The 13,668-nt window shown below is 35.9% G+C and carries 13 protein-coding genes and 1 CRISPR repeat array; of the genes, 1 reads left to right on the top strand and 12 read right to left on the bottom strand.

Annotation, left to right across the window (positions count from 1 at the left end; translation table 11 throughout):
* The first annotated feature begins 160 nt into the window (after positions 1–160).
* Positions 161–859 (top strand): TIGR00266 family protein, encoded by a 699-nt coding sequence (locus tag ATZ35_RS10465; RefSeq protein ID WP_208927196.1) that lies wholly within the window; start codon positions 161–163, stop codon positions 857–859.
* 56 nt (positions 860–915) lie between these two features.
* Here ATZ35_RS10465 and ATZ35_RS10460 read toward each other — a convergent pair whose 3' ends face one another.
* From ATZ35_RS10460 to ATZ35_RS10405, 12 genes are all read right to left on the bottom strand, one after another.
* Positions 916–1,863 carry a DUF975 family protein gene (locus ATZ35_RS10460; RefSeq protein WP_208927195.1) on the bottom strand — a complete coding sequence of 316 codons (948 nt, stop codon included), beginning with the start codon at positions 1,861–1,863 and terminating at the stop codon, positions 916–918.
* Positions 1,864–2,038: 175 nt separating this feature from the next.
* Positions 2,039–2,965 (bottom strand): hypothetical protein, encoded by a 927-nt coding sequence (locus tag ATZ35_RS10455; RefSeq protein WP_208927194.1) that lies wholly within the window; start codon positions 2,963–2,965, stop codon positions 2,039–2,041.
* A 249-nt stretch (positions 2,966–3,214) separates the two neighbouring features.
* A CRISPR array of direct repeats spans positions 3,215–3,517; the repeat unit is 33 nt; unit sequence ATTTCAATCCACTCACTCTAAACAGAGTGAGAC.
* Positions 3,518–3,696: 179 nt separating this feature from the next.
* Positions 3,697–4,017 carry a hypothetical protein gene (locus ATZ35_RS10450; protein WP_208927193.1) on the bottom strand — a complete coding sequence of 107 codons (321 nt, stop codon included), beginning with the start codon at positions 4,015–4,017 and terminating at the stop codon, positions 3,697–3,699.
* On the bottom strand, positions 4,014–4,556 hold the full coding sequence (locus tag ATZ35_RS10445; RefSeq protein ID WP_208927192.1) for a hypothetical protein: 543 nt from the start codon (positions 4,554–4,556) through the stop codon (positions 4,014–4,016). Before ATZ35_RS10445 ends, ATZ35_RS10450 begins: the two co-directional genes overlap by 4 nt.
* Before the next feature lie 204 nt (positions 4,557–4,760).
* Positions 4,761–6,020, bottom strand: a complete 1,260-nt coding sequence (locus ATZ35_RS10440; protein WP_208927191.1) for a zinc ribbon domain-containing protein — start codon at positions 6,018–6,020, stop codon at positions 4,761–4,763.
* Positions 6,021–6,144: 124 nt separating this feature from the next.
* Positions 6,145–6,504: a nuclear transport factor 2 family protein gene (locus ATZ35_RS10435; protein ID WP_208927190.1), complete on the bottom strand. Its 360-nt coding sequence runs from the start codon at positions 6,502–6,504 to the stop codon at positions 6,145–6,147.
* 85 nt (positions 6,505–6,589) lie between these two features.
* Positions 6,590–6,985 (bottom strand): GNAT family N-acetyltransferase, encoded by a 396-nt coding sequence (locus tag ATZ35_RS10430; RefSeq protein ID WP_208927189.1) that lies wholly within the window; start codon positions 6,983–6,985, stop codon positions 6,590–6,592.
* Between the two features lie 443 nt (positions 6,986–7,428).
* Entirely contained in the window at positions 7,429–8,457 is a 1,029-nt protein-coding gene (locus tag ATZ35_RS10425; protein ID WP_279614930.1) for a glycoside hydrolase family 32 protein, read from the bottom strand.
* 107 nt (positions 8,458–8,564) lie between these two features.
* Positions 8,565–10,001, bottom strand: a complete 1,437-nt coding sequence (locus ATZ35_RS10420) for a PTS transporter subunit EIIC (RefSeq protein ID WP_208927187.1) — start codon at positions 9,999–10,001, stop codon at positions 8,565–8,567.
* Complete coding sequence (locus ATZ35_RS10415) at positions 9,991–11,670, bottom strand: alpha-glucosidase (RefSeq protein ID WP_208930469.1); 1,680 nt, start codon at positions 11,668–11,670, stop codon at positions 9,991–9,993. Before ATZ35_RS10415 ends, ATZ35_RS10420 begins: the two co-directional genes overlap by 11 nt.
* Before the next feature lie 74 nt (positions 11,671–11,744).
* Complete coding sequence (locus tag ATZ35_RS10410) at positions 11,745–12,743, bottom strand: LacI family DNA-binding transcriptional regulator (protein ID WP_208927186.1); 999 nt, start codon at positions 12,741–12,743, stop codon at positions 11,745–11,747.
* 253 nt (positions 12,744–12,996) lie between these two features.
* A complete protein-coding gene (locus ATZ35_RS10405) occupies positions 12,997–13,380 on the bottom strand; it encodes a PTS sugar transporter subunit IIB (RefSeq protein ID WP_208927185.1) in 384 nt (127 codons plus the stop codon).
* Between the last annotated feature and the right edge of the window lie 288 nt (positions 13,381–13,668).

The raw sequence follows: 13,668 nt of genomic DNA, 5'->3' as shown, positions 1-13,668 counted from the left end.
GCGCAAAAACTGCTTTCATTTGGTGCTTCACTCTTTTACAACAATTGGATTATTAGAGACCTTTTTTAGGTGCTTCTTTTAGAAAAATCAACTAATTCTGAAGAAATCCTACTGTATATAAGGTATACTAATAAAAGAAATAGCTTAGGAGGTTGGTATTATGCAGTACAAAATGACAGAAAATACTGTTTTTCCATTGGTTGAAGTGGATTTACGAACAGGAGAAAGTATTCAATTAGAGAGCGGTGCAATGGTCTATCACAATGGTGAGATCAATTTTGAAGGAAAAATGAACAGCAACGGAAAGTCAGGTTTAGGCGGCGCAATTCGTGCTTTGGGGCGTTCAATGTCCAGCGGAGAAAGCTTCTTTATCACAAAAGCATCCGGTCTAACAGATACTGCAAAAGTGGCTTTAGCACCAGCAACTCCAGGTGCCATCAAAGAACTTCAAGTCGGCTCTGAACATTGGCGTTTAAACACAGGTGCATTTTTAGCTTGTGACGCTAGCGTGTCTTACAATATGAAACGTCAAAAACTTAGCGGTGCAATCTTTGGTGGGACTGGTGGATTATTCGTGATGGAAACTTCTGGTTCTGGATCGTTGTTGATCAATAGTTACGGGGATATCGTTGAAATCCATTTGGATGGTACAAAGCCTTTTGTGGTCGATAATCAACACGTTGTTGCTTGGTCAGAATCCTTGGATTATAACATTAAAGTCGCTTCAGGTATTTTTGGCTTTACAACGGGTGAAGGCGTCGTCAATGAATTTCACGGCACTGGAACAATCATGATCCAAACAAGAAATATCGAAGGGTTAGCTGGTTTGATCAGCCCTTTTGTTAGTACCGGTTCATAAAAAAATAGTGTGAAAATCTCAACCAAGATTTTCGCACTATTTTTTTGTTTATTCTTCTAAAAATCAGCAAATCCCGCTTCTTTTTCTTGTGAAAATAGGTGGTGTTTCTCTGCAATGATCTGATCGAAAAACAACACTTCCGACACACCATAATAAGGAATAACATAGACACTAGCTAAACCAAAACTAAAGAATGTTGCAAATTGCCATAAGGCAAACGAATAAGAAAAAATGAAATATTCCAATTTATAGCCTTGCATTAATGCTTGGCTAAGCGCCATTGCTTCTTTTGGTGTTAACTCAGGGTCTTTTTTCAATAAATAGTTCGTCATACTATAAGATAATTGTTTGATCACGCCAGGAATCATAAATAATAATGACCATAAAAAAACATAGAGCGTTACTAGCAGATTCGCACTCACTGTTCGTTTACCATTTTCACTAATAAAAGTTGTAAAGATCGATTTAAGATTAAATTTACGCCCTTCCACATTATCGATCGCTGCCCATTGTACCATCCCACGATATAAAATAGTGACAAGCAATAACAGTAGCCCGAATAAAAAAGCAAAAAAACCGCTAAAACGTGTTTCAACTGTTGTTGTTTGTGTATAGGTAACCGTTCGTGTCGTATTTTTCACTGGTGATAAACTTGATTTATAAGAAATAGAGTCCAAATTTTTTCCATCATAAACATCTTCGTCATAATCCTCCTCTTGATAAAGTCCATCATCATACCCTTCATCGTAACCATCAAAATAGCCGTCATCATATCCCTTTTGGTACTCAGTATTCGAGCGATTTGATTTTGCAGAGTAGTCATCTTGCCAAGATTGGTAATTATTTGACTGGTTCACCGTATTTTCTGGCACTTGGACCAGAATCATTATAAAAAAGAAATAGATAAATAAGGCGACACTCGGAATAATAGCTAACAAACTCCAGTTTCCATAGTAGCCATGCAGATGTTTTTGGGCTTTCTTTTTCAACTCACTTCGAATCATATTTCATTCTCCTTTTAACTTCTATAGAAGTTACTATGTATTTTCTCACTTTTTAATTATACCTTGTAATCTATTGCCGTGCTCACTCAATTCCTTGGATCATTGTTAAAATTTCTGAGAAATAATGTCACCAGCTAAAAAACTCACTGTGCTTGTCAGTGAGTTTACATGTGGGTTATTTCCAACGAATTGGAATTTGTCCTTCGCCAGTATAAGAAAAGTTTGCCCCTTTCTCTATACGCCAACTAAATGCCAAGTATTTTTCATCTCCGTTTAAATTATTCCATTCCAGCCATTCATCACTTTCACTATCTGAAGAATACTTCATTGTAGCGCCTTCAAATTGTTTTGATGGTACGATTGGATCAAATAGTTGATAGGAAGTTGTCCCTTTTTTTAATGTGACCGTCGCCATTCTGCCGCGAGCACTGATTTCTATCTTGTTTAGCTTATCCAAATTAGATAAGGCAGAAATATCTGTTGTTAGTGCTTGTGTAAATCCTGTGTCCTGTTGTTCCTCATTCTCTTCATAGCCATCAAACAATAATCGAATTGTTTCTAACTCTTTTAAATTTTTAAAACTATTTAATGTTAGTTGATTATTCGCTTCTAACATAACCGTCTTCAATTTTTTTAACGTTGCAAGTTCCCTAAAGCTATTAAAGTTCCCACCTTCTCCCTGAATCTGTTCGAGCGCTGTCATTTGCTCAATTCCATTCAGAGAAGAATACGCCTCAAAATCTGTATCAAAGTGTGTTATATTTTGGATATCCGCTTTTTTTACTAGTCCGTAATTTTCAAATAGTGTTGCTCTTTTGAGAAGATTTTTTTCGTCTGTTTCAGTTAATTGCTCAGATAGCTCATCGAATTCATCATCAGAAATCAAGCCCTTTTCATGTTTCTCCATCAGTTGATCCATTTCAGCTCGGTAACGCTTAGAATAAAGACTATCGACATCAGAGAATAAACCTTGCCTTATGCCATAATCATTAAAATAAGAATAAGGCGACTCATACATCGCATCTGCTTCTTCAGATGAACCAATCGACAGTCCTAATCCTAATGCCAACACAACCATTGATGATTTCACTATTTTTTTCATCTATTGACTCCTCCTTGATTTAACCCTCTTTTGTACCCACGTTATAATTAACAATGATAACTACTATGTTATATAAAGTATTTAACTTTGTCTATATTTTCTGACAAAAAATTGGGAACACTAAATAAATCTAGCTCTATTGAGTCGTTTTAAGAAAAGATTTAAATAGCTAGATTTATTAAGTTATTTTAGTTGTGCTACCAAAAAAATAAGTGCTTTGAAAAGTATGATTTTCTCTTTTGAGGAGTAAAATTACTTCACTTACTCTAAACAGAGTGAGACGCGATTCCAAAATGATTGCAGCCGAGATCCACTATTTCAATCCACTCACTCTAAACAGAGTGAGACAATAATGGTCCACGATATCAAAATCCGATGAATTATTTCAATCCACTCACTCTAAACAGAGTGAGACCAACTAATTTGTCACGCATAATGATTGTACCTTTAATTTCAATCCACTCACTCTAAACAGAGTGAGACTTTTCAAATCTGATAGATTCGCTTCTTTTGTTTCACATTTCAATCCACTCACTCTAAACAGAGTGAGACCGTGAAAAAGCAGTATTCTCTTATAACACTCACTACTTTCCACCTAAACTCTATCACTATTCTGTGATTTACATGAGAAAAAACGCTGAAAATCGTCTTTTCTCTAGCAAAAATTGGTGCGAATCCTACAGTGATTTCATGGTCACTTAAGGTTCGCACCACAAAATAATGACTATCTATTAAAACATCAGCTTCTTGATTGTATCTGCAAGAAGTGTACTTGCCAAGTTACTGAAAACATCAGAACTAAATTGCGCTGCATGCTTTTTCAAAAATGCCGCAACTTTTCCTTCATCCTTTGAAGTCGATTCCATTAATAACTCTGAACAAGCTCGAAACTCTTTACTATCTTGTGGAAGTTTTGTCAACGTTATCATAATCTCTGCAGAGAATTGCTCCCAATCGATTTCCTCATTCGTTCCATTTGTAACCTTATTATTATTCCCAATCACAACAGTTGAATTGTTGATACCACCAAAATCATTTCCTCTTATCTTCATTTCTTCACCTCATTATTATCGCCAGATACGACTGTGCTATCATTGATACTTTGATCCATATTTATGACTTGATTATCGATCTGAATATTTTCTTGTTTCATATTGATCACTACTTTTTCTTTACTATACACATCATTGATACAATTTTCGATCACACCGCGCGCTCGTTCCGCAAATGCTTGATTTTCGCAATGGATCAAATAAGTAAAACCAGAATTCAGATTGACATAAATATAATACCCTTTATTTAAGTTACTCATAATAACTAAAAAGATATAAAAACCAGTGATGATCATTCCTAATATGCCCCAAAAATAACCTTGAACAAAGCCTCCTGTAAAAAACATAAACAATAAAGCTGCTAGCCAAGGTATTTTTGAATCTGGTTCTGCCACAAATAATTGCGAAACATTACTAATTTGAATCGTTCGATCGTCAAATGCAATAACATTTTTTTCTACTGAAATTTGAGTAGGGTCTATTTTATTCTTTGTGCTAGGGCTCAGATTCAGTTTCCCTAACATATCTACCATTTCCATTCAATTGCACTCCTTAAATTAATTTATTTTTTACAATTATACATAATAATAGCACAAAATAAAAAATTTTAGAATAACCTGCCAAACTTAAATGAAATAATCACGAGTCCAAACAAAAATGTGGCTAGGACACAACTCAGCGAGTCATATCCCAGCCACATGGCATCTAAATAAATGGTAGTCATTGCTTTCAACTATTTGACACTATTCTGGATATTGTTTTAGTAGACTTACATAATCTGGATATTCATGTAAATTATTTTTAAGATGTTTTTTATTGGTACTTAAGAATCTATGACGCTTGATCGCAAAATAAATCCAAACACCTATTCCAACTAAAACAAGTATCGCAGTAAATGGTCCTGTAGCATCAGGAAGTATATTCATTGCATTCACTACAAAGAATAACAAACTTGCTAATAGACCATATCGACCATTTTTTTTCAGCGCTTTTTCAACAGTCGAATCTTCTTGACTCATTGGGCGGCTACCATCCATTTCGATTTTATCTTTTTTAGCTGCTGTAACGATTACAATATAATCGATTCCTTCATACTTATACATAATTTTCCAAAAAGGAACATATGTGTATTTTGAAGTTAAATCATACGTAAATTTCGTTACTTTCGCATTTTTATTTTTATCCCCTGGTAACACGCTATGCATCGTTTTTTCTGCTTCTTCCTTGGCAAAATCACGAATCGAACGCAAAACTTCTGATACTTTATCTGATGAAATCTTCATTTGACGAGTCCCTGCCGTATAATGCTCATCAAAGGGTTTTACATCTGGTACAAAAGCCAAATGACTAACACTTTTTGCAAATTCTGCAACTGAGCCCGTCAATTCATTATTGATCAGATCACTTTTGAATGCTGTTCCTGAAAAAATATCACTTGAATGATTCCAATCGACAACTGTTCGAGTTTTTGTGACTGGTTCAGAATACTTGTTGCCTTTTTTGTCTTCTTTTGTTACATACTCTGTATAGCTTTCAGAACGATTATACCCAATATCAGCACCCCACGATCCTTCATAAACCACAGTCGCACCCATATATGGAATAAAAACTTGTTCAAGTTGAAGATTAGTGATTTTTCCAAGAATGTCTAAAGGAACATTCGCCCCTTTGATCAACCATTCAAAAAATCGTTTTTTGGCTAAGCCTTCTGGTACTTGAAATGGAATCAAATTATCTGGCTCAAACGTCAAATTATCAAAGTCTTTTTCAGCTTTTGTCGTAAAGGTAGAATGACAAAAATCACAAGCAAACTGTTGGTTTTCAATATTAAACGTTACTGGTGAGCCACAATTTGGACATAACTCCACATTTTTGTTTTTTTCATCGATCGTTGTTTGAACAATATCTTGTGACGTCCCACAATGAGGACAATTTTTTGTTTCTGGATCAGTGATCGCTCCCCCACAATTACGACACTGATTTTGAACTAATGAATCTCCCAACTTATTTCCCTCCAAATTTAATCTTTTTCAGAGCCATTATCTCATTGTTTTGCAGGAAGGTAAATAGTAAAATCTGTTGTCTTCGTTATTTTAAGATGCAGACCATTTATAAAATTGGTTGCTGTCATGACTTGTCTTCTTCAATGAAATCATTTCCTTCATGAAATAAAAGTTGCCAAGCATTCTCTTCCTTTACCCAAAGAGAACATCTATTGGTTTGCTTACCTGTCTCTTTTTCTGTAGTAAGATAGCTCACTAAGTAAGATCTTTCACCAACTTTTTGAACTGAGAATTCACTTGATTGAATATGGAGTTGAGGAATCTTTTGATCACTTACCAAAAGATCCGCTTTTTTCCAGACCTTGCCAGAACGACCAAATTCTAAATAATTATCATGAACCAGTTGCGCTAGTTGTTTTTTATCTGAGCGAACATCTTCTTGCTGTATTTTTAATTCAAGTGTTACTAACTCCTGTTTAATCATATCGATCCCTCCCCCAATTCGTTGTACGTTGTATTGAAAAATGAACCTATTTCACTAATAAATTTATGCGAAAATAATCATTTCTTTACTTCACACAATTAAATCGTTCCACTCCAGGATACTTTTCACCTAAACTATTGATGTTAAAGCCAGATTTCTTATAAAATCCAACCGCCTCTTTATCCGTTTCAGCAAAAAGCTTAGAAGGAGCGTATGCTTGTTCTATGTAGGCTATCATATTACTTCCAATTCGTTTGTACCGATAGGCTTTTTGTGTCGCTAAATGTTTGATTTCTATTAGATTATTTTCCATTAGTTGAATACCAATGCATCCTACTAAGATATCTTGATTATAACGTAAATATAAAATACGATCATCAGAGTTTAAATAGTTTATTAATTCATCGTCTACTTTATTTTTTGCTGTAGCTTGGCTGAGTAATTCCCTTATACCAGTATTGATAGTAGTGAATTTTTCCATGATTCAAACACCCTTCCATAGCTTATTTATTATAAAGTAACTGATTTCTCGGTAAAATACTAGCCCTATATGATTTTTTCTCTCTTGATAAGCCTAGCTTTTTGGGGTCGGTTCAAAAGTTGGTTTTCTTTTTGTTAAACACGCTAATCCCGAATAAACGTTGGGAGCAAACGCACCTCCATGCTTCGAGGATCGCAGTGAAACGAGAACCATAGCAGCAGAAGCAGCCACTAAGCTACGCTTCGATCACATTTTTGTAAATTGCTGTGAAACACAAAGAACAATAGGATTCGATGATACACAATACAAGGTGTCTGAAAGACACCTTGCTCCCTTTGTTTTCTAGGTGCTAAAGCACTAAGCTTTGAATGCTGGCTTGTTTATCGAGACTAGACACTTCTGTCCCAACTTCCTTTGTTCGCTTAACAATTTTCTTAATTTTTTTACGCATAACACCATTGTGTGATCTCTATCTGAGCCGTACCATTTTCTGCAAACACTTCAAGGTAACGACTGTCCTCTTTCGGAAAAATCAAACTGGAAAAAACGGCTTCTCCATCGTTTACAAAGACTTCAATTGACGATTGATCCAGAAAAACAGTTAGTTGAATAACTGATTGCTGGTAAGTCATTTTTCTCACTGTACCAAAATCAGTGGCCACAGGGATTCCTGAACGAGTACGATCTAAGCTAAAATACTTAGCTACTTGATCTAATAAACACACTGTTTCTTCATCATCCCCCACTCTAAAAGCAATTCCTACCCGTTCTGCCGTCCCTACATTGATTGAGATTCTGTATTCTCCAACCTCAGAATAGATTGTTTTTAATCGTTCACGACTACTCACTACTTTTATATGGTGCTGATTTGTTTTTACTCGTTTTTGCTTTAATTCCTGAATTGGCTGTTGCTGAATTCGGCCATTTTTTATAGATAATTCCCTATTTGTTTTTAGTTCCTGTTTGAATTTCCACGACTTCAAATCATCTGACACATAGACGAGGAGACAGCCTTCCAACGACTCTCGCTGTGCACCAACTAGCATGTAATAGTGATTGCCTTTTTTGAAAACTTTAGGATCTCGAAAATTATGTGTGTAGTGTTGCGGAGGTCCACTGATAACTGGTTCCGCTAACTTTTCTATTTTGCCATCGCTTGAAAGAATCGCTAAGCATTGAGAAGAATGTCGTTGCCACTTTTCATCTCGATGATTTCCTGTGTAAAATAAATACAATTGATTATCTTTCACGAGACCCGTCCCAGAAAATATCCCATGGGATTCATGAGGAAATTCTGGAATTAAGGCCACACCTTCCTCTTGCCAATCCACTAAATCAGCGCTGGTTAAATGATACCAATGCTTCATCCCGTGTACAGCTCCAAAGAGAAACCATTGATAAAATAGATGATACTTGCCATTATAATAGCAAAATCCATTTGGTTCATTCAACAAACCATAATTAGGCTGAATGTGATACTATAGCCGCCAGATACTCTTTGCGACTTTTGCTTCTAATACTGACAGTTCCCCATACTTGGCATCCGTTACCGCTCGATAGCGTTGTTCATTGGTCCAACTCATTGTTCTGCTCCTAAATACTCATCATCTGGCATCATCACTTCTTTTGGCACACCAAATAGATACGTCAACACAAACGACAAGATAAAGATACAAATGCCAACCACAATATAGGTCACTAATTGATAAGAGCTATAAATATACATCAATGGTGACAAAATGACCGCTAACCCATATGAATTCGCTTGCACGTTTAGCAACGATAAAACAGCGCCGCCTAATGCAGAACAACCTAACATGATCCCCAGTGGTTTCATCCCATAACGAATCGTGATCCCGAATAGCGCTGGCTCACTTACACCTAAAAGTTGTGTCACACCTGCACTCGTTCCAATCACTTTTACATTCTTATCTTTGGCCTTCACACTCACGGCAAAACTCACAGCTGCATTGGCAAAGCCATACATTGCACAAAGTGTAATCAGTGGATTAAAACCAGTTGTTGCTAATAAACTTGTTTCAATCATAATAAACAGATGATGCATCCCTGTCATAACTGCTAGAGGATATAAGAAGCCAATCAATAATCCACCAATCCCAAATGGCAATTTGATCAAACCTGTAATCAGGTAAACCAAACCATTTTCAACAAAGTGTAAAATTGGCCCTAAAACCAATAAACCCGTCAGCAACATTACCAAAATAACCACAAAAGGCGTAAACATCAAGTCTAAGGAATTCGGCATTTTTCGACGTAACACTTTTTCCAATTTCGCCCCTAGTAACCCAATGACTAAAGCGGTTAAGACACTTCCTTGATAGCCTACAATCGGAATAAATCCAAATGCGATCAACGGTTCAACACCACTATTGATGTCTGCCACAGAATAAGCATTCGGCAACATTGGCGATACCAACATCAGCCCAATCACAAACCCAATGATCGGTGTACCACCAAACTTCTTAAACGCGGACCAACAGATCAACGCAGGTAAAAAAGCAAAAACAGTATCGGTTAACACGCTTAACAGAACTAAAGCAAATTCAGGAATTTTGTCAGTTGATGTCCCAAAGAAAGCTAAAACACTTTCGTTTAAAAAGACGCCTTTCAACCCTAAAAATAACCCAGTTGCCACGATTCCTGGAATAATTGGTACAAAAATATCAGAAAGCGTCCGAATCGCGTGTTTGATTGGATTGCTTGGTTTTTTCATTTCTTCTAAAGAGGTTTCTTTTTCCAATAAATCATGATTGTTTTGAACCAGCGAATCATAAACTTTATTCACGATGCCAGTACCTAAAATAATTTGATATTGTCCAGCATTAAAGAATACCCCTTTTACTTGATCGATTTTTTCGATTTTTTTATCATCAATCAATTCACGGTCTTTTACTTCCAGACGCAAACGTGTCGCACAATGGGTGATCCCTGTAATATTTTCTTCCCCGACAACATCGATGATCTCTTCTCCAATTTGTTTGTAGTTAATTACCATTGTCACACACCTCATTTATTTTTTTAAATAAAACACTTTGATAAGGATGGAGCTTTAATTCGTTTACCTCAACTGCTACATCATCATGAGAATTTAAAAGTAATTCAAACAATCCTTTTTCGAAGGGAATCAGTACCTCCGTATCACTTAAATTAGTATATGAATATACCTCAGTTTCCTTAAATACACGTTTATATCCAACAACATTATCTGGTACATTCTCTATGAAAATAATTGTCCCCTTTGTTAAAGCATCACTTACTATTCCTTGTTGTCTAAGTTCGATCATTTTTTTGTAATGTGCTAATACTTGGTTCTGCTGTGCATTTCGACTTGGATATTCTTCTGTCATCGCAAGCCATGGTGTGGTCGTTGAAAATCCCCCATATTGGCTATCATCCCAAGGAAATGGCGTACGTGTGTTGTCTCGACTTCGATGATTAACAAAGCTCATCGCTTCTTCTGGTGTAAACCCTTCTTGAATTGAACGATGATAATTATCGATACTTGAGATATCATTAAATTGATCGATCGTTTTACGTTTGGCATTTTGCATTCCAAGCTCTTGGGCTTGATAAATAAATGGCGTTCCTCGTAAGAAGAAATAGAGCATGCCTAACGCTTTGGCAGCTTCATCGGTTTGGTACTCAGGTTTGATAAATTTAGAAACAGCACGTGGCTGATCATGGTTTTCAATAAAATTAGCGCCCCAACCATTGGCTTGTAAGACTTCTTGTGATCGTTTTAATTTCTCTTTAAATTCCTTCGTTGTCCAATTCGTTCGTTTAAACCAATCAGAACCAGACTCAACATCGATATCTGAATAATTAAAATCAAAAATCATCGAAAAGTAGCCATCATCTCCAATAAAATCCCCATATTCCTCATAAGGAACACCTGGCGCTTCCCCAACTGTGACACAATTGTATTTCTCAAAGGTTTCTCTTTTCAGTTCATTCAAAAACACTTCAATCCCTGGCCGATTCCGGGTTTTACTTTTACAAGAAGCCAAACCATCTACGCCATCCGCAGGTAAACTGACAAAATCTTGATCCTTCTTGATAAATGTGATCGAATCGATCCGAAAACCCGCAATTCCTTTTTCTAACCATCTGTTGATCATTCCATATAATTCTTGGCGTAAGACTGGATTTTCCCAATTTAAATCGGGCTGTTTTTTATCAAAGGCATGGAAATAATAGACCTCTTCATCTGGTAGCTTTTCCCAAACTGAACCACCAAAAATCGAACGCCAGTTATTTGGTTCTGTTTTCCCTTCTTTAAAAATGTAATAATCTCGATACGGACTTTCTTTGTCTTTTAATGCCGCTTGGAACCACGGATGTTCATCTGATGTATGATTGATAACTAAATCTAAAATCACTTTGATTCCCAGTTCATTCGCCTCTTCTAACAATTGATCAAAGTCAGCCATAGTGCCAAATTCAGGATTGATTCCTTCAAAATCAGAGATATCATAGCCGTTATCCACCATTGGTGACGCAAAAATCGGACAAATCCAAATCATGGTAATCCCCAGTTCTTTCAAGTAAGGTAACTTTTCTCGAATCCCCTGAATATCCCCTATTCCATCATTATTTGAATCCTTAAAGCTTTTAGGATAAATCTGATAAATCACTTCTTTTTCCCACCATTTATTGTCTTTCATGTCTATATTCACTCGTTATTCATCCTTTCACCACATGTGGTATCGATATCATATTTTCGTAAGAATAAATCCACCTAGGTGGATTTACGCTCAATTAGCGATAAAATAAGCTCTTGTTTATTTACTTTGTAGGTTGTTCCTTCAATCAACGCAACCATTAATTTCGTAGCTTCCATTCCTAATGCTGTTGTTGGCTGATTAATGGTAGTTAGCGGGACGGCAATAATACTTGTGCTTGGCTGATTATCAAACCCTAATACTGCCAAATCTTCTGGTACACTTAATCCTTGTTGAAGCACTTCTTGGATAATTCCAATCCCAACCTCATCACTTCCACTAAACACAGCATCTGGTCGCTCCTTTTTAGGTAGAGCTAATAGTTCTTTTGCTACTTTTTGACCATCTTTCATGTTATGGACTTGTTTAAAAATCCATTTGTTTTTGATGGGTAAATTATGTTCAGCCAGTGCTCGTTCAAACCCTTTCGTCCGACGCTGACCATGTCCACCGATTGTGAGATTTCCACCGGTACAATAAGCGATTTTACGATATCCTTTTTGAATAAGATAATTGGTTGCTTCATAACTAATTTCTTCTTGATTAGTAGAAATGTTTGGAATACCTGTTCCTTCTAATTTTTCATTACACAAGACAATTGGACCATATGTTGAATACCTTTCAATCACTTGTGAATCGCTTTCAATAGAAGTCATGATAACACCTGCAACCACTTGTTGTTTTAAATACTCCAGCATTTTCAACTCTGCTTTTGGATCATCATACGTTTGCATGATCAACAGCTGATAGCCATGTTCTTTTGCTTGTTTTTCGATTGCATCCACTAAATAAGAAAAAAAGGGATTGGTGATTCTTGAAATCAACACACCAATTGTCGTACATTTTTTTGAACGAAGTTGTGTTGCAATCGCACTCGGCGCGTAGTTTAGTTCATCCATTGCTTGTTGTATTCGTTCTTTTTTATCATCTGAAATATACGGATGATCATTCAAAAAACGTGAAACTGTTGAAACAGATAAACCAGCTTTTTTTGCGACATCTTTGATCGTAGCCATTTTTTCTCCTTTTTGTGATATCGATACCATAAATATAGAGTATCTTTTTATTTTTGTCAATGCTAAAAATGAAAACCTACAGTTTTCGTATGATTGGCTTCTTGCTTTTGTACCTTTTCAAATAGCCCCTTCTGCAAATCGTCATTTTGATTTCCTCGCGTATTATCTCTTAAAAATAGGTCAAACTCACGCAAAAAAGCTTGCATTGTAGCAAGCTAAATCAATTTGCACCTTTGCTTCTATCAGTAGCGTACTATGTTTCTTGCTTAAAATCTAAAATATCTCTTAACGCTTTTTCTCCATTCATATTCCCAAAAGTTTTCATATCGATATCCATGCAAGAAATATCTAAAGGTGAAAGGAGTTTTCGGAAACTTGCTGTTTTATAACGAACTTGAGGACAAACAAATAAACCATCCACATATGGTTTAAAGATTGGTTCTAAGCTTAACTTATTAATTTCGCCTTCTCCACCATATACAATCAACGTAGAATAGGTGTTAGATAAATTCTGAAAATTAGCAATTACATCATGAAGTTGTCCAAAATAAACCTCATTAGGATTTGCCGCTTTTGCGATCTTTTGGCAAAACATACTAGACGTCATCCCACCTGCACAGCAAATATAAACAAGCATCCTCTTTCCTCCTAAAACATTATTACTCGATTATTTAGTATTATTTTTAAATTCTTGCTCTACTTGATTTAATAACGGTCGCAAATAGGCTTCCACTTTTGGCTCTACGTTCATGCGCATCATAAACTGACTTGGTGTTTACACTAATCCGTTGATCAAGCTATCCTTATATTCCGTTACTAAAAATTGGCTTATCTCTTTTATTTCCTTCTGATTCATTCGTTTTCCAACTTTCTATTTAAAATGATTTGCTATAATAATTATACTCGGTTTTTGAGAATAAAAGAA

The organism is Enterococcus rotai, from assembly GCF_001465345.1.
In the GTDB taxonomy this organism is placed as follows: Bacteria; Bacillota; Bacilli; order Lactobacillales; family Enterococcaceae; genus Enterococcus_L; species Enterococcus_L rotai.
Note: the sequence above shows the minus strand (reverse complement) of the source record. Positions and strands in the feature narration are given on the sequence as shown.

What these genes read in the sequence shown, in the direction of transcription:
- ATZ35_RS10420 (WP_208927187.1), bottom strand. Translation starts at nt 10,001, where the DNA reads ATGGTAATTAACTACAAACAAATTGGAGAAGAGATCATCGATGTTGTC.
- ATZ35_RS10410 (WP_208927186.1), bottom strand. Translation starts at nt 12,743, where the DNA reads ATGGCTACGATCAAAGATGTCGCAAAAAAAGCTGGTTTATCTGTTTCA.
- ATZ35_RS10415 (WP_208930469.1), bottom strand. Translation starts at nt 11,670, where the DNA reads ATGAAAGACAATAAATGGTGGGAAAAAGAAGTGATTTATCAGATTTAT.
- ATZ35_RS10460 (WP_208927195.1), bottom strand. Translation starts at nt 1,863, where the DNA reads ATGATTCGAAGTGAGTTGAAAAAGAAAGCCCAAAAACATCTGCATGGC.
- ATZ35_RS10445 (WP_208927192.1), bottom strand. Translation starts at nt 4,556, where the DNA reads ATGGAAATGGTAGATATGTTAGGGAAACTGAATCTGAGCCCTAGCACA.
- ATZ35_RS10430 (WP_208927189.1), bottom strand. Translation starts at nt 6,985, where the DNA reads ATGGAAAAATTCACTACTATCAATACTGGTATAAGGGAATTACTCAGC.
- ATZ35_RS10455 (WP_208927194.1), bottom strand. Translation starts at nt 2,965, where the DNA reads ATGAAAAAAATAGTGAAATCATCAATGGTTGTGTTGGCATTAGGATTA.
- ATZ35_RS10465 (WP_208927196.1), top strand. Translation starts at nt 161, where the DNA reads ATGCAGTACAAAATGACAGAAAATACTGTTTTTCCATTGGTTGAAGTG.
- ATZ35_RS10405 (WP_208927185.1), bottom strand. Translation starts at nt 13,380, where the DNA reads ATGCTTGTTTATATTTGCTGTGCAGGTGGGATGACGTCTAGTATGTTT.
- ATZ35_RS10435 (WP_208927190.1), bottom strand. Translation starts at nt 6,504, where the DNA reads ATGATTAAACAGGAGTTAGTAACACTTGAATTAAAAATACAGCAAGAA.
- ATZ35_RS10450 (WP_208927193.1), bottom strand. Translation starts at nt 4,017, where the DNA reads ATGAAGATAAGAGGAAATGATTTTGGTGGTATCAACAATTCAACTGTT.